The sequence below is a fragment of the Klebsiella sp. CB_Kp196 genome (genome assembly GCF_040061575.1).
GTDB lineage: Bacteria > Pseudomonadota > Gammaproteobacteria > Enterobacterales > Enterobacteriaceae > Klebsiella > Klebsiella michiganensis.
This window is the reverse complement of the sequence record NZ_JBEAFH010000001.1, coordinates 118,702-141,487: the sequence shown is the minus strand read 5'-3', so window position 1 is coordinate 141,487 and position 22,786 is coordinate 118,702. Positions and strand designations below refer to the sequence as shown.

The window sequence follows — 22,786 nt, the reverse complement described above, 5'->3', positions numbered from 1 at the left end:
TTTCTCTATCCATCACGGAATACACAATTAATTATGCCGCGCAGAGTATGTGAAATCAGTGAGTTCGTCAAATGAGGGTTACAGGGAGTGTAATGATAACTTTACGATGCCAGAGGTTTGCGCGAAAGCTGCGCTGGCGCAAGAATCCGCCGCCCTGGCTGGTTTATTCTTCGGCCTTTACGGGAGGGGTTATGCCATCGATTCATGGTCACGAAGTGCTGCAAATGATGATTTCATCAGGCGAGTCTTACACTGTTGCTACGCTGGAAGCGGCGATTATCGACCGTTTTGGGAAAGAGGTTCGATTCCATACCTGCTCGGCGGAAAATCTGAGCGCGGCGGAGCTGGTGGCGTTTTTGCAGAAAAAAGGCAAATTTATTGCCGCTGAGGAAGGATTTAATACGCACGAAAGTAAAATTTGCCGCCATTAATACTCATACGGCAGCGAACGCCGGGCGTCGCTGCCGTAATGATTAATTTTGTGTGTCGAGCGTTGCCAGCTCTTTATCAATAAAGTACAGGCCTTCACCGCTTTTACCGGCAAGGGTCAATTTATCAATAACGGATTTAAACAGTTTCTCTTCTTCGTGCTGCTCAGCAACGTACCACTGCAGGAAATTAAATGTTGGATAATCCTGGCTGGTCATTGCCGCATGGGCCAGTTCGTTAATTTTCTGCGTAATCAGCTGTTCATGTTCGTAGGTGACGCGAAATAGCTCATCCAGGGACGCATATTCGGCGAAAGGTGAGGCGATAGCCGTGATGCAGGGCAGGCTGCCGGTATCGGTCAGATAGTCGAACAGGCGCTGCATATGGGTCATTTCTTCCTGCGCGTGGCGACGCAGAAACGCGGCGGCGCCTTCAAAACTGTGGTAGCTGCACCAGGCGCTCATTTGCTGATAAAGCAGAGAGGAATAAAGTTCGAGATTCATCTGCGCATTCAGCTTGTCGATCATTTCAGTTTTTAGCATCAGGCTGCTCCGGGAAAATAGAATTAAGGATTATTGTGCGCACACTATAATTTGTTATTAATTTATTTGCAAAAAGTAAATTAATAAAATCATTTATTAATAATGCAAATGGGAATAACACGCATTGGCGATTTAAAAATAATGAGAATGGTTTTAATTTAATATTCCATGCGAAAAATCGTTGCGCCTAATTTAGCGATGAAAATAGACCCGCCCGGTGGCCGCGGCGGGATTAGCCTGACGCGGGTAAGGGTGGGGGGGATGCCGTACCATCCGGGGGCGGAAGTCAAAAGTGTGAGGCGAGATGCAATTTATAAAACAACTTTTCATAAAATTTGAAAGTATGTTCGTAAGGTAGTATTGTTCATAGCAACGCTAACGAACTATCGCGGGAGTGCCCGCAGAGCATTCAGGAGAGTAAAGCATGAAAATCGCACTGATGATGGAAAACAGCCAGGCGAACAAAAACGCCATCATCCTCAATGAGTTAAACGCCGTTGCTGAAGAAAAAGGCTTCCCGGTTTACAACGTCGGTATGAGCGATGAAAACGATCATCATCTGACCTATATTCATCTGGGGATCATGGCCAGTATCCTGCTGAATTCGAAAGCGGTGGACTTTGTGGTGACCGGCTGCGGTACCGGGCAGGGCGCGCTGATGTCGCTGAATATTCACCCTGGCGTGGTATGCGGCTACTGTATCGACCCTGCTGATGCCTTCCTGTTTGCGCAGATCAACAACGGTAACGCGCTTTCTCTGCCGTTTGCGAAGGGTTTTGGCTGGGGCGCAGAGCTGAACGTACGCTTTATCTTTGAAAAAGCTTTTACCGGCCGCAACGGCGAAGGTTATCCGCCGGAGCGTAAAGAGCCTCAGGTGCGTAACGCCGGGATCCTGAACGCGGTTAAAGCGGCCGTGGTTAAGGAAAACTATCTGGATACGCTGCGCGCGATCGATCCGGAGCTGGTGAAAACCGCCGTTTCTGGCCCTCGTTTCCAGCAGTGCTTCTTTGAGAACTGCCAGGATAAAGAGATCGAAGCGTTTGTGCGCCAGATCGTCGGTTAATATCCCGTCATGATGAGATGCTAAAGGCCAGCGCTGCTGGCCTTTTCTTTGGCTACTTCTTTTTGTTCGATACGCTGCTACCCGCCTCTTTGGCCAGATGCAGGCTATCAATCATGCCGACCAGGCAAATCACCGCGATAAAAATAAACGACAGGCGGAAGCTGATGCCCGGCAGGTGAGAAAGCGTAAACCATTCGCTGAACGTTTCCCCAAGACGAATACCTATCGCGCCGAGCGTGATGCCCAGCCCCACGGCCAGCTGTGACGCGGTGCTGAACAGGGTATTGGCGTAGCTCATTTGCGCGGAAGGCACATCGGCAAACGCGAGCGTGCTGATGCCGGTAAACTGGATAGAACGGAAGACCCCGCCAAGATAGAGAATCACAAAGATCAGCCAAACCGGCGTTTGCGGCGTTAAAAAAGCGCAGGCCAGCAGCGACAAAACGTTTAATGCGCCGTTAATCAGCAGCAGGCGGCGAAAGCCCAGCCAGCGGATCAGCGGCGTTGTGAGGGGCTTGATGGTTAAGTTGCCGACGAACACGGCCAGCACCAGCAGCCCCGAGTGGAAGGGGTCCATACCAAATCCGACCTGGAAAAGCAGCGGCAGCAGAAACGGCACGGCGCTAATGGAGCCGCGGAACAGGGAACCGCCGTACATGGTGACCCGGAAGGTGGGGATCTTGAGCGCATCAAGGCGCACCATCGGCCACCTGGTGCGGCGGAAGTGCCGCAGCGCGAAGAGCATACAGCCCAGGCCCAACGTCAGCAGCGCCAGCGTCTGCCAGCCCAGAGGCTGGCGATCGCCGAGCAGCTCCATGGCGGCGACCAGGCTAACCATCGCCACCGAGGTGGCAACAAAGCCGGAAAGGTCGAAGGGGCGCTGCTCATCTTCGCGAATATTCGGAATGATACGCAGCGACAGGGCGATAGCGATAAGCCCGAGCGGCACGTTAATAAAGAAGATCCAGTGCCAGCTGGCGTAGCGGGTGATAAATCCGCCCAGCGGTGGGCCAATAATGGGCGCGACCAGCGCCGGCCAGGTCAGGGTGGCAATCGCCTTAATCAACTGGTGCTTCGGTGTGGTACGTAGTACCGCCAGCCGGCCAACGGGCACCATCAGCGCGCCGCCTATCCCCTGAAGAATACGCATCGCGACGAACACATCGACGTTGGTCGACAGCCCGCAAAATACCGACGCCAGGGTAAAAATCGCCAGCGCGAGAGTAAAGATTTTCCGCGCGCCAAAACGATCGGCGATCCAGCCGCTGGCCGGTATCAGAACCGCAAGGGTAATAAGATAAGCGCTAATCCCGATATTGAGGTCGACCGCCGTCACGCCAAAATCTTTCGCCATGTCGGGCAGGGCGGTGGCTATCACCGTGCCGTCGAGAAACTCCATAAAAAAGGCGCCAGCCACCAGTAGCGCAGGTGCTGAAAAAGAACGGTCGTCCCTGGAGGAGGTGTGTGTACTCATTATTGTGTCGCTGCCATAGCAAAGAGAGCGCAGATTGGTCCGGAGCGTTCGGCTATTCACTATCCGGTTCTGCCCATTTTGTTTAAAAATTAAATTATTTTGGTAAAAAATAGGTGATTTAGCGCACGTTTATATTGATTTTTGTGATGTAAGTCATATTATAACCATCAGGGCATTAACACCTGCATAACAAAAATGGAGTCAACCATGAAACTGCGCAAAATCCTGAAGAGCATGTTCGAAAACTACTGCAAAACCTTCAAAGACGTACCGCCTGGCGCTATGTTCTGATAAAAAAACCTGCTGCGGCAGGTTTTTTTATATCCCGGGATTTAGGGTACTATTACGCTCCTGAAAAAAGGAGTGAAAAATGTCTCAACATCTTACCGAGCACGACGAGCTGGTCTCTGACGTGGTTGCCTGCCAGTTAGTTATCAAACAGATCCTCGACGTCATTGATATCATCGCCCCCGTTGAGGTGCGCGAAAAAATGACCACCCAGCTGAAAGCCATCGATTTTGCCAGCCACCCGGCATCGGCTGACCCGGTGACCCTGCGGGCGGTACAAAAGGCCATCGCGCTGATTGAACTGAAATTTACCCCGCAGGAAGAAGCGCACTAGCGGCGTCAGCCCCGCCATCATTGTGATAGCGGGGCGTTATCACCTGTTAGTGGGAGACGGCGGTTTGAACGGCGCCTTCCTGCGTATCTTTAAACAGCCTGCTGTTGCCCCAGCACTCTTCGTACCGGTGGCCAACTAAATCTTCAACGACAAGGCGAACGTCCGGTGCGATATCGGCGATCTTACCGCCTGCTTTAATACGCGCGACTTCCTGCAGCACTACCAGATGCGCCTTGCGATCGAGTTTCATCTGCTTACTGAACACAATGGCTGCCAGCGCCAGCAGAATCACGCCCGCACAAAACACCACCGCAATCGCGGTGACCGCGCTCTCTGGCTGCGTATGCGCTTTCGACTGAAAGCCGTAGAAGCTGAGGATCGCCCCCATGGAAAAGACGATAATCGAGCGCAAAATTTTACCGGAGAAGGTCATGGCTCCCGCATAGATCCCCTCGCGGCGACGGCCGGTATAGATTTCATCGACATCCGCCAAAAAGGTGTATACGGTCCAGGGAATGTAGTAGACGCCGCCGGTGCCCAGGCCGAAGAGTACGGTAATGCCAAACATCAGGACGGTGGCCAGATGCGCCGGCAGATGGAAGAACCACAGCGAGGTGTAGAGCAGAACGGCAAAGATAACCACGCCCAGCGCCAGAATATACGGCTTACTGAAACCTTTCTTCACGCACAGGCCGATAAACAGGGCCGTTGATACCAGCTGCAGGATGGAGTTCAGACTGTTAAGCCCGGCCACCATCGCCGGATCGTGCTGCAGCACGAATATAACAAAGTAGGTGAAGATCGAGGCAAAAAGCCACTCGGCGCCGAAGCCGCAGAGATACATGCCCAGGTGTTTACGGAATACGCGCAGGTAAAACGTTGAGCGCATATCTTTCGCCAGCATGAGCAGAGTATTGAACAGTCCCTTTTTCTCTCCCTTGCTTATCTCCTCTTCGCGGGGACGCTCCCAGCTGCAGTACCACAGGCAGGAGATGGCCACGACAAGAATGACGCCGTAGGTCAGCCCGGTGAGAAAAAACGGGGTGGCGGATTCTTTACCATAAAGCAGGATGAACTGCCCGGGGATAAATGCCGCGAGAAAGTTGGCCAGTTTGCCGAAAATCGCTTTATAACCGGTAAGCTTTGAACGCAGTGAGAAATCGTCGGTCATTTCGGTCGCCAATGTTTCATAGGGGACCATAATCGAGGTATAAATGATTTCAAAGACGACGTAGGTGCACAGGTAGTACCAAAAGCCGAGGCCTTCTACCCACAGCAGCGGGTAGAACATCATCAGCGGAATGCCAATCAACAAAAAGAAACGGCGACGACCAAAGCGTTTACCCAGCCGCGTTTTGCCAAAGTTATCGGTGAGATAGCCCATCAGCGGGTTACTAATTGCGTCGATAATGCTGGCGACGGAAAAAATAAAGGAGGCTTCGATCAGCGTCAGCCCACAGAAGGTTGTATAAAAATAGAGTAGCCATGCGCCGCTGATCGCCAGTGCGCCGCTTCCCAGTAAATTCCCGCCGCCGTAGGCTAACTGATGGCGTAACAAAATCGGTCTTCCCTGCAGCCCCTGTGGGGCTGAAGCCGTATATCTTGCCATTAAAGTAAACTCCGTGTTTTAAATTTTTGAAACAGTGTTTTTATATTCTCAACCCGTAGTTTTAAACGTGATCCAGATCACCAATACCCTGCTAATTCCTCCGGCGGAGCAGGAATGAGATCTGGTTAAAAGTTTTTAATGCTTTTCTGGAATAAAAACGGCGCCGAAGCGCCGAAAAAGAAGGGGGACAGGGAACCTGTGATTAAAGAGAGCGCTGGCCCGAACAGGCGAGTTCTGGTGATTTATCGCCGGCGAGCATCCGCCGGCATGGCGTTATACGCGCTGTTGACTGACCAGATCCAGCAGGTGGCTATCGGTTTGTTGTACGCTGGTTCCGGCATTTTTCGCATGACGGATTTCTTCAAGAATGGTCTCCAGCAGCATGCCATCCTGATCCTGCTCTTCAGCAAGCAGCGTCAGAAAACGCAGGGTTGATTCATCGCTTTGCGCCTTCGCCTCTTCCGCCAGGCTGGAAAGTATCGTGCTGCGCTGCTGATAATCTTCGACGGTTTTGCTAAAGAGATCTTCCAGGGACGAACATTCAGTGCCGTAGGTTCCTTCCGCTTTCACAACGGGCCAGGCGCCTGATTTTTTCATAAAATCAAAGACCCGCATCATCTGCGTGATACTGGCTTGCGCTCGGTTACGGAGAAAAGTGGCGGTACCGTTCAACCGTTGCTGAGTACACCATTCGCTCAAATGCAGATACAAATTTGAGGTATAGAACTCAAGATTCATCTGGTTATTCAGCTTTTGAACCATTCCTGGTACGGCCATACAAATATCCTTATTCACTTTGGAGGGGGCGGCGTCATATCTTGACGCATCTACATCAGGGTCGCCTTAGAAATTACGGTGCACAGAGAGAGTCCTGAGTAATAGTATTCAGGATTTCTGTACAGCCGTTTGAATTAAATTTCTTATCTCAACAAATATAGAATAGCGCCATATTTGAATTAAGAAAACTCTCAATGAGCGATATTTACATTTCGTTACAACATCCGTATTTATCTTGAAAAGAGGGTCTTTTGTAAGAATAAAGTCTGATGTTTAACGATCGCATATAAGCTTATTTTGCTGATTTTAAATGTTTTTATTTCCGCGCCTCATTAATTGATAGCAGTTCTAATGATTTTGTTGAAATTGCGTTTTAAAAATAATGATTAATAATTCTATTTTGTGTTAGCCTGCGAGTGAGAAAATGATGAGGTTAATTTAAAAAGATGCTGCTTTTGTAAACACATTATTGCTAACAGGCTATCTGAAGGAGTCGGAAATGAAAAAAGTTGCGGTGCTGCTGGCACCGGGTTTTGAGGAAGGTGAAGCGATTGTGGTGATTGATATTCTTCGCCGCTTACACCTCGATGTCGAACTGCTCTCCTGCGCCGATTCGCGCGCGGTGGTGAGCTATCACGATATCCCCATGGTGGCGGACAGCACGCTAACAGAGCGCGCCGGGATACTGTACGACGCGGTGGTTCTGCCCGGCGGCCCGCAGGGAAGCGTCAATCTTGCCGCCAGCCGGGACGTCGTGGCGTTTATTTCGGCCCACGATACCGCGGGAAAGCTGATCTGTCCGATCTGTTCGGCGGCGGCGAGAGTGCTCGGCGGCAACGGGCTGCTCAAGGGACGACGCTACGTCTGTTCGGGAGAGTTATGGCAGCACGTCACGGACGGAGAGTACGTGGACCAGGCGGTAGTGGAGGACGGTAATTTGATTAGCGGTAAAGGCCTGGGACACGTTTTTGACTTTTCGTTTACCGTAGCCGCCCGTTTATTGGGGGATGAGGCGCCCGTTCGCAATCATGCGGAGCACATTTATTGTCGCTGGTAATCTCTACAGGGATAACTCTGCTGATGATATAGAGAATATTGCTACGGCCTGCGCTAATTGTCTGACAATTAGCGCTTTTTTTATGTCATTTTTCGCTGTTTATATGCACGCAATTACTGTAATTCCGCGATGTGATTGGGCTCTCGTATGGAGAAATAATTTCCGGTTAATACTATTTGAACAACGGCACTCAGCGTTGAGATTTTTCTAATGCCTTGTTTTTTGTCCGATTAAAAATTTAAGACTTATTATTCCCTACATAAAAGCGAATTAAAGCTGGAGTTTACCATGCACAAATTTACTAAAGCGCTGGCGGCAATGGGTCTTGCCGCGGTTATGTCACAATCAGCTATGGCTGAGACGCTTAAGCTGGGTTTTCTGGTGAAACAGCCTGAAGAGCCATGGTTTCAAACCGAGTGGAAATTTGCCGATAAGGCCGGTAAAGATTTAGGTTTCGATGTCATTAAAATTGCTGTGCCCGACGGCGAGAAAACCCTGAACGCGATAGATAGCCTGGCGGCTAGCGGAGCCAAAGGCTTCGTCATTTGCACCCCGGATCCGAAGCTCGGGGCGGCCATTGTCGCCAAAGCGCGCGGCTATGATATGAAAGTGATTACCGTTGATGACCAGTTCGTCAACGCCAAAGGCAAACCGATGGACAGCGTACCGCTGGTGATGATGGCGGCCAGCGAAATCGGCGCGCGCCAGGGGCAGGAGCTCTATAAAGAGATGCAGAAACGCGGTTGGGACGTGAAGGATACCGCGGTTATGGCCATTACTTCCGACGAGCTGGATACCGCCCGCCGCCGCACTACCGGCTCAATGGACGCTCTGAAAGCCGCCGGTTTCCCGGAGCAACAAATCTATCGCGTGCCAACCAAATCTAACGACATCCCCGGCGCGTTTGACGCCGGTAACTCCATGCTGGTTCAACATCCTGATGTTAAGCACTGGCTGATCGTCGGCATGAACGACAACACCGTGCTGGGCGGCGTGCGCGCCACCGAAGGCCAGGGCTTTAAAGCGCCTGACGTTATCGGGATCGGTATCAACGGCGTCGATGCGGTGAACGAACTTTCTAAAGCGCAGGCCACCGGTTTCTATGGCTCTTTACTGCCAAGCCCGGATATTCACGGCTATAAAACCAGCGAAATGCTTTACAACTGGGTGACAAAAGACGTTGAACCGCCGAAATTCACCGCGGTAACCGACGTGGTGCTGATTACCCGCGACAACTTTAAAGAAGAGCTGGCGAAAAAAGGGCTGTAAGGCCAGTTGACCGGGCCTCTTGCCTTGGCGCGAGAGGCTCTGTACAGAAAAGCGGAGTCGTTATGCAACAGTCTACCCCTTATCTCTCATTCCACGGCATCACCATGACATTCCCGGGCGTTAAAGCGCTGTCCGATATTAGCTTTGGCTGCTATGCCGGACAGGTGCACGCCCTGATGGGAGAAAACGGCGCCGGGAAATCCACGCTGCTGAAAATTCTCAGCGGCAACTACATACCGACCGCCGGCAGCCTGCAAATCCGCGGCCAGCAGATGACGTTTACCCACACCACCGAGGCGCTGAACGCCGGGGTGGCCATTATCTATCAGGAGCTGCATCTGATCCCGGAAATGACCGTGGCGGAAAATATCTACCTCGGGCAGCTGCCGCATAAAGGCGGGATTGTGAACCGGTCGCTGCTGAATTATGAAGCCGGCCTGCAGCTGAAGCATCTGGGGCTGGATATCGATCCGGAAACGCCGCTCAAGTATCTCTCTATCGGCCAGTGGCAGATGGTGGAGATCGCCAAGGCGCTGGCGCGTAACGCAAAAATTATCGCCTTTGATGAGCCGACCAGCTCCCTGTCTGCGCGGGAAATCGAAAACCTGTTTCGGGTTATCCGCGAGCTGCGCCAGGAAGGACGAGTCATTATTTACGTTTCCCACCGCATGGAAGAGATCTTCGCGTTAAGCGACGCGATTACGGTGTTCAAAGATGGTCGCTACGTGCGCACCTTCGACAATATGCAAGAGGTTAACCACGACGCGCTGGTACAGGCGATGGTGGGGCGCGAGCTGGGCGATATCTACGGCTGGCAGCCGCGTGAATATGGCAAAGAGCGTTTGCGTCTTGAACAGGTGAAGGCGCCAGGCGTGCGGCAGCCCGTCAGCCTTTCGGTGCGCAGCGGAGAAATCGTCGGCCTGTTTGGGCTGGTTGGCGCCGGGCGCAGCGAGCTCATGAAAGGCTTATTCGGCGGCAGCAGAATAACCGGCGGCCAGGTTTATATCGACGGGGAGGCCATTGATATTCGCAAGCCGGCTCAGGCGATTCAGGCCGGGATGATGCTCTGCCCGGAAGACCGCAAAGCGGAGGGGATTATTCCGGTCCACTCGGTGCGCGACAACATCAATATCAGCGCTCGCCGCAAGCATATTCTCGCCGGCTGCGTTATCAACAACGCCTGGGAAACGCAGAACGCCGACCAGCATATCAAATCGCTGAATATCAAAACGCCCGGCGCCGAGCAGCTGATTATGAACCTCTCCGGCGGCAATCAGCAGAAGGCGATCCTCGGCCGCTGGCTGTCGGAAGAGATGAAAGTCATCCTGCTTGACGAGCCAACGCGCGGTATTGACGTGGGCGCTAAACATGAAATCTACAACGTTATCTACGCATTAGCGGCATCGGGCGTCGCGGTGGTCTTTACCTCCAGCGATTTACCGGAAGTTCTCGGCGTCGCCGATCGCATTGTTGTGATGCGCGAGGGTGAGATCGCCGGAGAGCTGCTGCATGAACATGCGAATGAACAGCAGGCATTGAGCCTTGCCATGCCAAAAGTGAGCCAGGCTGTCGCCTGAGTAAGGAGTCTATGATGTCATCAGTTACCACTTCAGGTACTACCCGGTCGGCTTTTAGCTTCTCCCGCATTTGGGATCAGTTCGGCATGCTGGTTGTTTTCGCGGTGCTGTTTATTGGCTGCGTGATTTTTGTGCCTAATTTTGCCTCGTTTATTAATATGAAAGGCCTGGGGCTGGCTATTTCTATGTCCGGAATGGTGGCCTGCGGAATGCTGTTTTGCCTGGCATCGGGGGATTTCGATCTGTCGGTCGCCTCGGTTATCGCCTGTGCCGGTGTGACCACGGCGGTGGTGATTAACCTGACGGAGAGCATGTGGATGGGGATCGGCGCCGGTCTGCTGCTCGGCGCGCTGAGCGGCCTGGTCAATGGTTTTGTAATTGCCCGCCTGAAGATTAACGCCCTGATCACCACCCTGGCCACCATGCAGATCGTCCGCGGTCTGGCCTATATCATCTCTGACGGTAAAGCAGTTGGGATTGAAGACGAGCGTTTCTTTACCCTCGGCTACGCCAACTGGTTTGGCCTGCCAGCGCCTATCTGGCTGACCGTTGCCTGCCTGATTGTCTTCGGCCTGTTGTTGAATAAAACCACCTTTGGCCGCAATACCCTGGCGATTGGCGGTAACGAAGAAGCGGCGCGTCTGGCGGGCGTGCCGGTAGTGCGGACCAAGATCATCATTTTCGTCCTTTCCGGCCTGGTTTCCGCGGCGGCAGGCATTATCCTGGCTTCACGAATGACCAGCGGACAGCCGATGACCTCGATTGGCTATGAGCTGATTGTCATCTCGGCCTGCGTGCTGGGGGGCGTATCGTTGAAAGGCGGGATCGGTAAGATCTCCTACGTGGTGGCCGGGATCCTGATCCTGGGAACGGTAGAGAATGCGATGAACCTGCTCAATATCTCGCCATTCTCGCAGTATGTCGTACGCGGCGTGATTTTGCTGGCGGCGGTGATCTTCGACCGCTACAAACAGAAAGCGAAACGAGCCGTTTGATTCGTCCAACTTTTCAGTTTAATCCTAATCCATTGCCAGCGCTCGTTGCGCTGGCAATGACTATCAAAAATGGCGAGGCTGGTCACACTGTCTATACTTACATGGCTACAATTATTTAACACCCAGCATGTTGCTGGCCATGATAAGGAGGAAACAGGGTGGCTGACCAGATTTATGTACCGCCTGCGTTAACCGGAAACTGCGCTTTTTTCTTTGACCTCGACGGTACCCTTGCCGGTATCAAACCCCATCCCGATCAGGTGGTCATTCCTGCCGATGTTTTGCAGTCGCTGCGCCAGCTCGTGCAGCAGCACAACGGCGCGGTGGCATTGATTTCAGGGCGCTCAATGGTTGAGCTGGATGAGCTTACCCGTCCTTACCGGCTGCCGCTTGCCGGTGTCCACGGGGCTGAACGCCGTGATATCAATGGTAAAACGCATATTGTCTCTTTACCGGATTCTCTCCAGAAGGCGCTCTCTGCGGAACTGACCGCGGCGCTGGATGACTTGCCGGGATGCGAACTGGAAAGTAAGGGGATGGCCTTTGCTCTGCACTACCGACAGGCGCCGGAGCATCAGCACGCGGTGCTGGCGCTGGCGCAGGCCGTCGTGCAGCGCCATCCCATTCTGGCATTACAGCCGGGTAAGTGCGTGGTGGAGATCAAACCGCGCGGAGTGAATAAAGGTGAAGCGATAGCCGCTTTTATGCAGGAAGCTCCATTCAGCGGGCGCAGGCCGGTGTTTGTCGGTGATGACTTAACCGATGAAGCGGGTTTTAGCGTCGTCAATCAACTGAGTGGCGTATCGGTCAAAGTGGGCGGCGGTGAGACCCAGGCGCACTGGCGCCTGCCGGATGTCACCGCTGTTCATCTTTGGATTAGTAACATCGCGAATCATGGGCAACAACCAGATGCGCTAACCGACAGGAGAGATGGCTATGAGTCGCTTAGTCGTAGTATCTAATCGTATTGCCCCGCCGGATGACAAAAAGGCCAGCGCCGGTGGCCTTGCCGTGGGGATTATGGGGGCATTAAAAGCAGCCGGAGGACTGTGGTTCGGCTGGAGTGGGGAAATCGGTGACGACCAGCAGCCGTTAAAAAAAGTGAAGCAGGGGAATATCACCTGGGCTTCCTTTAACCTTAGCGAGCAGGATCACGACGAATATTACAACCGCTTTTCCAATGCCGTTTTATGGCCCGCATTCCACTATCGTCTCGATCTGGTCGATTTTCAGCGTGAAGCCTGGGAAGGCTATCAGCGCGTCAACGCAACGCTGGCGGATAAACTGCTGCCGCTGATCGAACCTGACGATATCGTCTGGATCCACGATTACCACCTGCTGCCGCTGGCCAGCGAACTGCGCCAGCGCGGGGTCAATAATCTCATCGGCTTCTTTTTACATATTCCGTTCCCGACGCCGGAAGTCTTTAACGCGCTCCCGCCGCACGCGGAGCTGCTTGAACAGCTGTGCGATTACGATTTACTGGGTTTCCAGACCGAGAGCGATCGCCTGGCGTTTCTCGATTGCGTATCGATGCAGACTCGCCTGACGACGCGCGACGGCAAAAAGCATGTGGCCTGGGGGAAACCTTTCCACACCGAAGTCTATCCGATCGGTATTGATCCGGAAGAGATTGCGCGGAGCGCAAAAGGGCCGCTGCCGCCGAAGCTGGCGCAGCTGAAGAGCGAACTGAAAAGCGTGCAGAATATCTTTTCCGTTGAGCGGCTGGACTATTCCAAGGGGCTGCCGGAGCGTTTTCTGGCCTACGAGGCGCTGCTGGAGAACTATCCGCAGCATCATGGCAAGATTCGCTATACCCAGATTGCGCCGACGTCGCGCGGCGATGTTCAGGCCTACCAGGATATTCGTCATCAGCTTGAAACCGCGGCCGGCCGCATTAATGGCCGATATGGCCAGCTGGGCTGGACGCCGCTTTATTACCTGAATCAGCACTTTGAACGCAAGCTGCTGATGAAAATCTTCCGCTACTCGGACGTCGGTCTGGTTACGCCGCTGCGCGATGGGATGAATCTGGTGGCGAAAGAGTATGTGGCCGCGCAGGACCCGCAAAATCCGGGCGTGCTGGTGCTGTCGCAGTTTGCCGGCGCGGCGAACGAGCTGCCGACGGCCTTAATCGTCAATCCTTACGATCGCGACGAGGTCGCGGCTGCGCTGGACCAGGCGTTAACCATGCCGCTGGCCGAGCGTATTGCCCGCCATTCGGCCATGCTGGCGGTGATTAAAGATAACGATATTCATCGCTGGCAGGAGCGGTTTATTGCCGATCTAAAGGAGATTGAGCCAGGAAGTGAGGAGAGCCACTTAGCGCGCAAGGTCGCGACCTTCCCCAAGCTCGCCTGAGATGATCGCGGTTAGCGCTTTCGGCGCTAACCTTTTTCCAGACACACCAGCAGCACGTCAACGCCGCTGCTGCCCACGATATCTTTCGCCGAACAGGTAGCGCGAGAGAACAGGCTCTGGTTGTGGTTGCCGCAAATCACCAGGTCAACGCGATGCCGCTGGCAAAAATCCTTCACATGGTGGGCAATCCCGCCGCTGGCGATAGTCATTTTCTCTATCGGGTAGTCGGCGTGGCGGGCGAGCTCGGCCAGAAAGCCGCGCGTCTCCTCCTGCATCACTTCGCGTAAATTTTCCATCATTGGCGCCGCAAACTGGTTATACAGCTCCGGGTCCGTTGCCAGGGTAATCAGGCTGACCTTCGCATTGACCGGACGGGCGATGGAGACGGCTTTCTGAATGAGGACCCGGCTTTCCGGGGTTGGCGCCACGGCGACCAGCAGATGTGAGTAGGGCATCAAGCCTCCTTGAGATACGCGAAACAACCCTTTTCTATTGTCTTTACTCCCATTCCTTAGCTTTCGCAAGGTTTATCCGCAGCGAAATAACGCGCCCAGATTTCACTCCGCCGCGCGCCATTTTGGTGGTCACTTCGCAACTTTTGGTCCGATCTTTTGTATTAAAAGAAACGCTGTTTTATAAATCAGTGAGGCGCGTTCATCGACTCTTTGTGTTTTTGCCATTGAACGCTTTTGGCTGGCAAAAATGAAAAGGTAACGCCGTTCCCATGTTCTTAATGTAGCCATGTATCAACCCCTTTTGGCTGAATGGGCCAAAACGCGGTTCGGAGTTCTCTAAAAAAAGACACAGGATTTACGGCGATGAAAACACGTAAAATCGGTTTGGTTAACTACCTTGCCTATGGATCGGGCGATTTCCTTGGTGCGGGAACGACCGCACTCACAGCAGCATGGCTGCTCTACTTCTACACCACCTTTTGCGGTCTTTCCCCTATCGAGGCGACGCTTATTTTTGCCACCGCCAGGGTTCTGGATGCGGTAATCAGTCCGCTGATGGGCTTTCTGACGGATAACTTTGGCTCAACCTGGCTGGGGAAACGTTTTGGCAGGCGTAAGTTCTTCATCCTGCTCGGCATCCCCTGCGTGTTTAGCTACTCCATCATGTGGGTAGGGGATATGGGGTTCTGGTACTACCTGCTGACCTATCTTCTTTTTGATATTGTTTACACCATGATTCTGGTGCCGTATGAAACGCTGGTACCGGAAATGACCGATGATTTTAAACAGAAAACCAAATTTTCCGGCGCGCGTATTTCTATGGCGCAGATGTCGGCGATTCTGGCTTCCTTCCTGCCGGGCGTTCTGCTGAATATCTTTGGTAAGGACAACGCCGTTTCTTTCTTTTATGCCAGCCTGGTGTTCTCGGTGCTGTGCGCCATGATGCTGACATTCGTCTGGTTCTTTACCTGGGAACGCCCGCGTGAAGAGTGGACGGAGGCCGCGCTGCGCGCCGAAGAGGAGAAACAGAACCTGAGCCTGTCGCAGAGTCTTAACCGCCTGTTCATTGAGTTAAGTTCGACCCTGCGCATTAAAATTTTCCGTCAGCATCTGGGGATGTATCTGGGCGGCTATATCGCCCAGGATGTCTTCAATGCGGTCTTTACCTACTATGTGGTGTTTGTCCTGATGCAGGAAGCCTCAATGGCTTCTAACCTGCTCGGAACCATGGCGATCTTCCAGTTTATTGCGGTTATCGCCATGATCCCGCTGTGTATTCGCTTCGGGCCGGCGCCATCGTATCGCATGGTGGTGGTGCTGTTCGGCCTGAGTTCGCTCTCTTACGCGGTGCTGTACTACGCTGGCCTCAGCGATGTCTATTCGCTGCTGCTGCTGATATCCGCAGTGGCGGGCCTGGGCCGCGGCGGCATCAACTACGTTCCGTGGAACACCTACACCTATATTGCCGACGTGGACGAAGTGATCACCGGCCAGCGCCGCGAAGGCATCTTTGCCGGGATCATGACCCTGACGCGTAAAGCTTCCCAGGCCGGAGCGGTGATGCTGGTGGGGATCATCATGCAGATGTCGGGCTTTGTCTCCGGACAGAAAACGCAGCCCTATGAAGTGAGCCATACCATTCTGCTGATCCTCAGCGTGGGCACCTTACTGGTGCTGGCCTGCGGTTTCCTCGTTTCCCTGCGCTTTAAGCTCAATCTGCAAACCCACAGCGTCCTGCGCGCGGAAACGCTGAAAATGCGTGAATCCGGTCGCGCTCAGCCAGAACTGGCCAGCGCCGGGGATCGTGAGGTGGTGGAGATGCTGGCCGGGATGCCGTACGACGCCCTGTGGGGAAACAACAATATTGGTTATCTGAATCGGAATAAACCCGCCGCGCCAGCGCTGAAGCCGCGTTCAGCCATGAATTCGACATATAACAGAGGTTAAGGATATGAAAGTTTGGCCTGTCAAACATAGCCCACTACTGCGCCAGCCGGAGCGTTTTATCGCCCGCAATGAACTGCAGGCGCTGATTCAGAAGGTGACGCACAATCTGGTCAACATTAAGGACGAAAGCGGGCAATTTTTACTGCGGCTGGACGACGGACGCGTTATCGACACCAAAGGGTGGAACGGCTGGGAGTGGACTCACGGCGTCGGCCTGTACGGTATTTATCAGTATTACCAGCAGACCGGCGATACGGCGATGCGCGACATTATTGATGGCTGGTTTGCCGACCGCTTTGCCGAAGGCGCGACCACCAAAAACGTCAACACCATGGCGCCGTTTCTCACCCTGGCTTACCGCTACGAAGAGACGGGCAACCCCGCGTATCTGCCCTGGCTCGATAGCTGGGCGGAGTGGGCGATGAACGAAATGCCGCGCACTGAGTCTGGCGGCATGCAGCACATCACCCTGGCGGAAGAGAATCATCAGCAGATGTGGGACGACACGCTGATGATGACGGTTCTGCCGCTGGCGAAAATCGGCAAGCTGCTTAATCGTCCGCAATACGTAGAGGAGGCGGTATATCAGTTTCTGCTGCACGTGCAGAATCTGATGGACCGTGAGACCGGCCTGTGGTTTCACGGCTGGAGCTATGAGGGGCGGCATAATTTCGCCCACGCTCGCTGGGCGCGCGGCAATAGCTGGCTGACTATCGTTATTCCGGATTTCCTGGAGCTGGTGGATTTACCCGAGAACAGCGCGGTACGGCGTTATCTGGTGCAGGTGCTGAATGCGCAGATTGCGGCGCTGGCCCGCTGTCAGGACGATAGCGGCCTGTGGCATACGCTGCTTGACGATCCTGACTCCTATCTGGAAGCGTCGGCGACCGCCGGTTTTGCTTATGGGATCCTCAAAGCGGTGCGCAAGCGCTACGTGAGCCAGGCGTATGCGGAGGTTGCGGAAAAAGCGATTCGCGGCATCGTACAGAATATCTCAGCGCAAGGGGAGCTGCTGCAAACGTCGTTCGGTACCGGCATGGGTTCGGATCTGGATTTTTATCGCGACATTCCGCTGACGTCGATGCCGTATGGCCAGGCGATGGCGATCCTGTGCCTGACGGAGTATCTGCGGAAGTATTTCTGAGAAGGGCGGAATTTCCCCGGTGGCGCTTACGCTTACCGGGGCTACAATGATGCGGCAGGTCTGATGAGCGTGGCGCCATCAGGCGTTATAAAACAAACCCGGCTTTCGCCGGGTTTGGTTTTACATCCGTTCTACGGTTTCGATACCCAGGGTATCCAGACCCAGCTTCAGCGTTTTCGCCGTCAGCAGCGCCAGCTTCAGGCGGCTGTTGCGCGTCTCTTCGCTTTCGGCGCTCAGGATCGGGCAGTGCTCGTAGAAGCCGGAGAACAGACCCGCCAGATCGTACAGGTAAGAACACATCACGTGCGGCGTGCCTTCACGCGCGACGACCGTCAGGGTTTCTTCAAACTGCAGCAGACGGGCCGCCAGTTGGGCTTCGCGCTCTTCGGTGATGACCACCGGCGCCGCCGCCAGCGCGCTTTCATCGATATCCGCTTTGCGGAACACGGAGAGCACGCGGGTATAGGCATACTGCATATAAGGCGCGGTATTGCCCTCAAAGGCCAGCATGTTGTCCCAGTCAAAGATGTAGTCGGTGGTGCGGTTTTTAGACAAGTCGGCATATTTCACCGCGCCGATCCCGACCGCGTTCGCCAGTTTTTCCAGCTCATCGGCGGGCATCTCCGGGTTTTTCTCCGCCACCAGACGGCGTGCGCGCTCCAGCGCTTCGTCCAGCAGGTCGGCGAGCTTCACGGTACCGCCGGCGCGGGTTTTAAACGGTTTGCCATCTTTGCCGAGCATCATGCCGAACATGTGGTGCTCCAGCGGGACGGAATCCGGCACGTAGCCGGCTTTACGCACGATGGTCCACGCCTGCATCAGGTGCTGGTGCTGGCGAGAGTCGATGTAGTAAAGCACGCGGTCAGCATGCAAATTTTCGTAGCGGTATTTTGCGCAGGCGATATCGGTGGTGGTGTAGAGATAGCCGCCATCCTTCTTCTGGATGATAACGCCCATCGGTTCGCCTTCCTTGTTTTTGTACTCATCAAGGAACACTACGGTCGCGCCTTCGCTTTCTACCGCCAGACCTTTGGCTTTCAGATCGGCAACGATACCCGGCAGCATCGGGTTATAGAGGCTTTCACCCATCACGTCGTCGCGGGTCAGGGTAACGTTGAGGCGGTTATAGGTTAACTGGTTTTGCGACATGGTGATGTCGACCAGCTTGCGCCACATTTCGCGGAAGTACTCGTCGCCGCCCTGCAGCTTAACGACATAGCTGCGCGCGCGCTCGGCGAAGGCTTCATCTTCATCGTAGTGTTTTTTCGCTTCGCGATAGAAACCTTCGAGGTCGGCCAGCGCCATTTCACCGGCGTTTTCCTGCTGCTGTTTTTCCAGGTACGCGATGAGCATGCCGAACTGGGTGCCCCAGTCGCCCACGTGGTTAGCGCGGATCACTTTATGGCCGAGAAACTCCAGCGTACGCACCGCGGCGTCGCCAATAATGGTGGAGCGCAGATGGCCTACGTGCATCTCTTTCGCCACGTTCGGCGCGGAGTAATCAACGACCACCGTCTGCGCCTGCGGCTGAGCCACGCCCAGACGTTCCGATTTCAGCGCGCTGCTGACGTTTTCCGCGAGGAAGGCCGGATCGAGGAAAATATTAATAAAGCCAGGGCCGGCGATCTCTACCTTATTTGCAATCCCGCTCAGATCGAGATGAGACAGTACCTGCTCTGCAAGTTGTCGCGGCGCCATGCCCAGTTTTTTGGCAACGGCCATCACGCCGTTGGCCTGATAGTCGCCGAACTGGACTTTTGCTGACTGGCGGACCTGAGGTTCGCAATCGGCAGACGCGCCTGCCGCGATCAGGGCCTGACTGACTTTTTCTGAGAGAAGAGCCTGAATATTCACCGAAACACCTTACGTTAACACGCCGTCACCCTGATGGGGCGGCGCGGGAATGTGGACAAATTAGGGCAGGAGTATACTGCATTTGCACCCACGCGTCAGCACCGCGCGGAGGTTGCTGAGCCTCGCGCTCAACGAATAACCGTTCGCGGGACGCTGCCGGCGATTGCCGGTTGGTCGGTCGCGGAAAACGCGATAGATTAGCGCTTTTTAGCGAGTACCGAGGCTTACGATGGCGAACTGGCAGCAGATAGATGAACTGAACGATATTTCCGCGGACCTGCCGCGCTTTACCGAGGCGCTGAATGCGCTTGCTCACCGGCTCGGTCTCGATATTACGCCCCATGACGCCGACCATATTTCCCTGCGCTGTCACCAGAACGCTACGGCGGAGCGCTGGCGTCGCGGCTTTGAACAATGCGCTACTCTGCTGTCGGAAAATGTCATTAACGGTCGACCCATCTGCTTGTTCAGGCTGGATGAGCCGGTGGTCGTGGCGCACTGGCGTTTTAGCATCGTTGAACTGCCGTGGCCGGGCGAAAAACGCTATCCGCATGAAGGCTGGGAGCATATTGAAATCGTTCTGGCGGGCGATCCTGAAACGCTCAATACCCGCGCGCTGGCGCTGCTTTCCGATGAAGGGCTGGGCCAGCCGGGCATTTTTGTGAAGACCAGCGCGCCGAAAGGAGAGCGTGAGCGTTTACCGAATCCGACCCTTGCGGTAACGGATGGCAAAGTGACGATCAAATTTCACCCGTGGTCGATTGAGCAAATTGTCGCCAGCGAACACGCTGAACGATAACAGTGTGAAGCGACGCGGCGTCTGCCGGAAGAAATCGTGACATTCTGTAGTGCCTGCCCTATCGACGGAGAGAAGAATGACCTTACTGGAAGTCTGTTGTTACAGCATGGAGTGCGCGCTGGAGGCCCAGCGCCGGGGCGCCGATCGCATCGAGCTATGCGCCGCGCCGCAGGAGGGAGGGCTGACGCCTTCGCTGGGGGTACTGAAATCGGTGCGTGAAGCGGTGACCATTCCCGTTCATCCAATTATTCGCCCGCGCGGCGGTGATTTTTGCTATACCGCCGGCGAATTTGCCGCGATGCTTGATGATGTGGCCGCGGTGAAGGATCTCGGTTTTCCCGGCATGGTGATCGGCGTTCTGGACGCCGACGGTCGGGTGGATAGGGCGCGAATGAAAAAAATAATGGCGGCGGCGGGAACCCTGGCCGTCACCTTTCATCGGGCCTTTGATATGTGCGCCGACCCGCGCCAGGCCAGCGCTGAGCTGGCTGAACTCGGCGTTCAGCGTATCCTGACTTCGGGCCAGCAGTCTTCAGCCGAAAAAGGAATTTCATTAATCAGGGAACTTATTTCCCAAAGCGATACTCCTATTATTATGGCCGGTGCAGGCGTCCGCGCCGCCAACCTGCCGCTATTTTTGCAGGCAGGGGTAAAAGAGGTGCATACCTCGGCAGGCCAGTGGTTACCGTCCCCGATGCGCTTTCGCAATCCAGGACTGTCGATGTCTACGGATGCCGAAGCAGATGAATACTTACGCTACGCCGTCAATGGCGAAGCGGTAGCGGAAATGAAGAAGATTATTTCCGCACAGAGAGATTAAGACCCTAAATAATTCGAGTTGCGAGAAGGCGGCGACGCAGGGGATCCACAGGAGCTTACTCAAGTAAGTGACTGGGGTGAGCGAGGAAAGCCAACGCACATGCAACTTGAAGTATGACGGGGATAAACCGTTTTTTGCTGCACATCATGTCGCCCAATATGATGATTGCCCGTACCAGGCCCCTGCCCATTAAACAGGGGCCTTTTTTTATCCTGAAAACGCGTTAGCCAGGCTGCTTGTCGGCCCGCTTTTTCGCCGCCAGCGACTGTTCTGTTTCCGGTTTGGTGGCAATAAGCACCGCGCGCAGCGGGGCAGGGTAGCCTTCGCGGGTTTTGCTGCTATCCTGCGGATCGAGGAAGTCGGCCAGAGACTCGGTGGTCATCCACTCGGTGCGGCGCTGCTCTTCGGTGGACGTCACGCACGCGTCGACGATGCGTACATCGATAAATCCGCATTTCTCCAGCCACTGCTTTAGCGCGGCGGCAGAAGGGATAAAGTAGACGTTGCGCATCTGCGCATAGCGATCGCCCGGCACCAGCACGGTATTTTCGTCGCCCTCGACGACCAGCGTCTCCAGCACCAGTTCGCCGCCGGGAACCAGCTGATCTTTGAGCTGCCACAGGTGATCGAGCGGGGAGCGGCGGTGGTACAGCACGCCCATCGAAAAGACGGTATCAAAGGCGTTCAGCGCCGGAAGCTGCTCAATGCCCAGCGGCAGCAGATGCGCGCGCTGATCGTTGCCCAACAGTTTTCGCACCGCTTCAAACTGGCAAAGGAACAGCTGGGTGGGATCGATGCCCACCGCCAGACGAGCCCCGGCGCCAATCATACGCCACATGTGGTATCCGCTGCCGCAGCCGACATCAAGGATGGTACGTCCGGTGAGGTCGGAAAGGTGCGGCAGTACGCGTTCCCACTTCCAGTCGGAACGCCATTCGGTGTCGATATTCACGCCGTAAAGCGACCAGGGGCCTTTACGCCACGGCATCAGATTCTTCAGCAGGTTTTCAATCCGCAGACGCTGGCCGTCGCCCAGTGGCGTTTCGCTCTCCGCGGTGACGCTATGCAGCAGATCCAGTCGGTAGGGCGAAAACTCGGGCAGAAACTCGACGGCCCGCTCCCATTCCCGGTATTTCCCGTGCAGCGCGTCACGCTGCCAGGCCGCCACCTGAGCGGGCAGCGTCTCCAGCCAGTGCGACAGCGGGCTTTTGGCAATCAACTGATAAAAGTTGCTGAAATCAATCATGCCTGGTCCCCGGATTTTACGGCGATTAACGATCCGAAGTTAAAGCACTGGAACCACAGTTCGGCATGTTCGAAACCGGCCTTGCGCAGGCGCGCTTTGTGGGTTTCCACGGAATCGGTGAGCATCACGTTTTCCAGCATGCTGCGCTTTTGGCTGATTTCCAGCTCGCTATAGCCGTTGGCGCGTTTGAAATCGTGATGCATGTTGAACAGCAGTTCGCCGACGTTGTCATCTTCGAAGCTGAATTTTTCCGACAGCACCAGCGCGCCGCCCGGATTGAGCCCCTGATAGACCTTATCAAGAATGGCCTGGCGTTCGCCCGGTTCGAGAAACTGGATGGTGAAGTTCAGCACCACCATCGATGCGTTTTCTATCGTGACGTGGCGAATATCGCCTTCAATCACTTCGACCGGCGTCGGCGCCTTATAGGCGTCAATATGGCGACGGCAGCGTTCGACCATGGCCGGCGAATTATCAACGGCGATGATTTTGCAGCCGGCATGCGCAATATTGCGGCGCACGGACAGCGTGGCTGCGCCAAGCGAGCAGCCGAGATCGTAAACCTGGGTATCCGGCTGAACGAAACGTTCCGCCAGCATGCCGATCATGGAAATGATATTGGAATAGCCGGGAACAGAGCGCTGGATCATATCCGGGAAGACTTCAGCAACCCGTTCATCAAAGGTCCAGTCGCCGAGGCTGGCAATCGGCGCGGAAAAAAGCGTATCGCGGTGAGACATAACGTT

At 54.6% G+C, this 22,786-nt stretch carries 23 protein-coding genes; 14 read left to right on the top strand and 9 right to left on the bottom strand.

What is annotated here, in order from left to right:
• Nucleotides 1-191 precede the first annotated feature (191 nt).
• A complete protein-coding gene (locus tag ABLU87_RS00675; RefSeq protein ID WP_004852186.1) occupies nt 192-431 on the top strand; it encodes a YecH family metal-binding protein in 240 nt (79 codons plus the stop codon).
• Between the two features lie 42 nt (nt 432-473).
• On the opposite strand, the gene ftnA is transcribed toward ABLU87_RS00675, so the two are convergent.
• The gene (gene ftnA, locus ABLU87_RS00670) at nt 474-971 is read right to left on the bottom strand and encodes a non-heme ferritin (protein WP_004852185.1); all 498 of its coding nucleotides are present in this window, start codon (nt 969-971) and stop codon (nt 474-476) included.
• A gap of 424 nt (nt 972-1,395) precedes the next feature.
• Between ftnA and ABLU87_RS00665 the strand changes: the two genes are divergently transcribed.
• The gene (locus tag ABLU87_RS00665; RefSeq protein WP_014229871.1) at nt 1,396-2,034 is read left to right on the top strand and encodes an RpiB/LacA/LacB family sugar-phosphate isomerase; all 639 of its coding nucleotides are present in this window, start codon (nt 1,396-1,398) and stop codon (nt 2,032-2,034) included.
• A gap of 52 nt (nt 2,035-2,086) precedes the next feature.
• Here ABLU87_RS00665 and ABLU87_RS00660 read toward each other — a convergent pair whose 3' ends face one another.
• Nucleotides 2,087-3,508, bottom strand: a complete 1,422-nt coding sequence (locus tag ABLU87_RS00660) for an MFS transporter (protein WP_122117790.1) — start codon at nt 3,506-3,508, stop codon at nt 2,087-2,089.
• A 207-nt stretch (nt 3,509-3,715) separates the two neighbouring features.
• On the opposite strand from ABLU87_RS00660, the gene azuC reads away from it, so the two are divergent.
• On the top strand, nt 3,716-3,799 hold the full coding sequence (gene azuC, locus ABLU87_RS00655) for a stress response protein AzuC (protein WP_014229869.1): 84 nt from the start codon (nt 3,716-3,718) through the stop codon (nt 3,797-3,799).
• Nucleotides 3,800-3,878: 79 nt separating this feature from the next.
• Nucleotides 3,879-4,130, top strand: a complete 252-nt coding sequence (locus ABLU87_RS00650; RefSeq protein WP_004103438.1) for a DUF2766 family protein — start codon at nt 3,879-3,881, stop codon at nt 4,128-4,130.
• Between the two features lie 46 nt (nt 4,131-4,176).
• Here the strand turns inward: ABLU87_RS00650 and ABLU87_RS00645 are convergent, their stop codons facing one another.
• Both ABLU87_RS00645 and ABLU87_RS00640 read right to left on the bottom strand, forming a co-directional pair.
• Nucleotides 4,177-5,688 (bottom strand): MFS transporter, encoded by a 1,512-nt coding sequence (locus ABLU87_RS00645; RefSeq protein WP_025106110.1) that lies wholly within the window; start codon nt 5,686-5,688, stop codon nt 4,177-4,179.
• A 324-nt stretch (nt 5,689-6,012) separates the two neighbouring features.
• Nucleotides 6,013-6,516: a non-heme ferritin-like protein gene (locus ABLU87_RS00640; RefSeq protein ID WP_048260981.1), complete on the bottom strand. Its 504-nt coding sequence runs from the start codon at nt 6,514-6,516 to the stop codon at nt 6,013-6,015.
• A 499-nt stretch (nt 6,517-7,015) separates the two neighbouring features.
• Here ABLU87_RS00640 and ABLU87_RS00635 point away from each other — a divergent pair, with 499 nt between their 5' ends.
• From ABLU87_RS00635 to otsA, 6 genes are all read left to right on the top strand, one after another.
• On the top strand, nt 7,016-7,573 hold the full coding sequence (locus tag ABLU87_RS00635; RefSeq protein WP_032693589.1) for a DJ-1/PfpI family protein: 558 nt from the start codon (nt 7,016-7,018) through the stop codon (nt 7,571-7,573).
• A 288-nt stretch (nt 7,574-7,861) separates the two neighbouring features.
• On the top strand, nt 7,862-8,842 hold the full coding sequence (locus tag ABLU87_RS00630) for an arabinose ABC transporter substrate-binding protein (protein ID WP_048260984.1): 981 nt from the start codon (nt 7,862-7,864) through the stop codon (nt 8,840-8,842).
• Between the two features lie 62 nt (nt 8,843-8,904).
• Nucleotides 8,905-10,419, top strand: coding sequence for an L-arabinose ABC transporter ATP-binding protein AraG (gene araG, locus ABLU87_RS00625; protein ID WP_122117789.1), 1,515 nt, complete (start codon nt 8,905-8,907; stop codon nt 10,417-10,419).
• A gap of 14 nt (nt 10,420-10,433) precedes the next feature.
• Nucleotides 10,434-11,414 carry an L-arabinose ABC transporter permease AraH gene (gene araH, locus ABLU87_RS00620; protein ID WP_049082497.1) on the top strand — a complete coding sequence of 327 codons (981 nt, stop codon included), beginning with the start codon at nt 10,434-10,436 and terminating at the stop codon, nt 11,412-11,414.
• Nucleotides 11,415-11,572: 158 nt separating this feature from the next.
• The gene (otsB, locus tag ABLU87_RS00615) at nt 11,573-12,376 is read left to right on the top strand and encodes a trehalose-phosphatase (RefSeq protein ID WP_196941979.1); all 804 of its coding nucleotides are present in this window, start codon (nt 11,573-11,575) and stop codon (nt 12,374-12,376) included.
• Nucleotides 12,351-13,775 carry an alpha,alpha-trehalose-phosphate synthase gene (gene otsA, locus ABLU87_RS00610; RefSeq protein ID WP_196941978.1) on the top strand — a complete coding sequence of 475 codons (1,425 nt, stop codon included), beginning with the start codon at nt 12,351-12,353 and terminating at the stop codon, nt 13,773-13,775. Before otsB ends, otsA begins: the two co-directional genes overlap by 26 nt.
• Nucleotides 13,776-13,801: 26 nt before the next feature.
• Here otsA and uspC read toward each other — a convergent pair whose 3' ends face one another.
• Together uspC and ABLU87_RS00600 are read right to left on the bottom strand one after the other, a co-directional pair.
• Nucleotides 13,802-14,230 carry a universal stress protein UspC gene (uspC, locus tag ABLU87_RS00605; RefSeq protein ID WP_004852164.1) on the bottom strand — a complete coding sequence of 143 codons (429 nt, stop codon included), beginning with the start codon at nt 14,228-14,230 and terminating at the stop codon, nt 13,802-13,804.
• A gap of 129 nt (nt 14,231-14,359) precedes the next feature.
• Nucleotides 14,360-14,518: a hypothetical protein gene (locus tag ABLU87_RS00600; protein ID WP_157835615.1), complete on the bottom strand. Its 159-nt coding sequence runs from the start codon at nt 14,516-14,518 to the stop codon at nt 14,360-14,362.
• A 75-nt stretch (nt 14,519-14,593) separates the two neighbouring features.
• On the opposite strand from ABLU87_RS00600, the gene ABLU87_RS00595 reads away from it, so the two are divergent.
• Together ABLU87_RS00595 and ABLU87_RS00590 are read left to right on the top strand one after the other, a co-directional pair.
• Nucleotides 14,594-16,177: an MFS transporter gene (locus ABLU87_RS00595; RefSeq protein ID WP_122117376.1), complete on the top strand. Its 1,584-nt coding sequence runs from the start codon at nt 14,594-14,596 to the stop codon at nt 16,175-16,177.
• Nucleotides 16,178-16,181: 4 nt separating this feature from the next.
• On the top strand, nt 16,182-17,321 hold the full coding sequence (locus ABLU87_RS00590) for a glycoside hydrolase family 105 protein (RefSeq protein WP_064358181.1): 1,140 nt from the start codon (nt 16,182-16,184) through the stop codon (nt 17,319-17,321).
• 120 nt (nt 17,322-17,441) lie between these two features.
• Here the strand turns inward: ABLU87_RS00590 and argS are convergent, their stop codons facing one another.
• Complete coding sequence (gene argS / locus ABLU87_RS00585) at nt 17,442-19,175, bottom strand: arginine--tRNA ligase (RefSeq protein ID WP_025106115.1); 1,734 nt, start codon at nt 19,173-19,175, stop codon at nt 17,442-17,444.
• A 229-nt stretch (nt 19,176-19,404) separates the two neighbouring features.
• Between argS and ABLU87_RS00580 the strand changes: the two genes are divergently transcribed.
• Nucleotides 19,405-19,974 (top strand): VOC family protein, encoded by a 570-nt coding sequence (locus ABLU87_RS00580; protein WP_049069086.1) that lies wholly within the window; start codon nt 19,405-19,407, stop codon nt 19,972-19,974.
• Nucleotides 19,975-20,050: 76 nt separating this feature from the next.
• Complete coding sequence (gene cutC / locus ABLU87_RS00575) at nt 20,051-20,794, top strand: copper homeostasis protein CutC (RefSeq protein WP_049069085.1); 744 nt, start codon at nt 20,051-20,053, stop codon at nt 20,792-20,794.
• Between the two features lie 223 nt (nt 20,795-21,017).
• On the opposite strand, the gene cmoB is transcribed toward cutC, so the two are convergent.
• Together cmoB and cmoA are read right to left on the bottom strand one after the other, a co-directional pair.
• Nucleotides 21,018-22,040, bottom strand: a complete 1,023-nt coding sequence (gene cmoB, locus ABLU87_RS00570) for a tRNA 5-methoxyuridine(34)/uridine 5-oxyacetic acid(34) synthase CmoB (protein ID WP_004852151.1) — start codon at nt 22,038-22,040, stop codon at nt 21,018-21,020.
• The gene (gene cmoA / locus ABLU87_RS00565) at nt 22,037-22,780 is read right to left on the bottom strand and encodes a carboxy-S-adenosyl-L-methionine synthase CmoA (RefSeq protein ID WP_009652021.1); all 744 of its coding nucleotides are present in this window, start codon (nt 22,778-22,780) and stop codon (nt 22,037-22,039) included. Before cmoA ends, cmoB begins: the two co-directional genes overlap by 4 nt.
• Between the last annotated feature and the right edge of the window lie 6 nt (nt 22,781-22,786).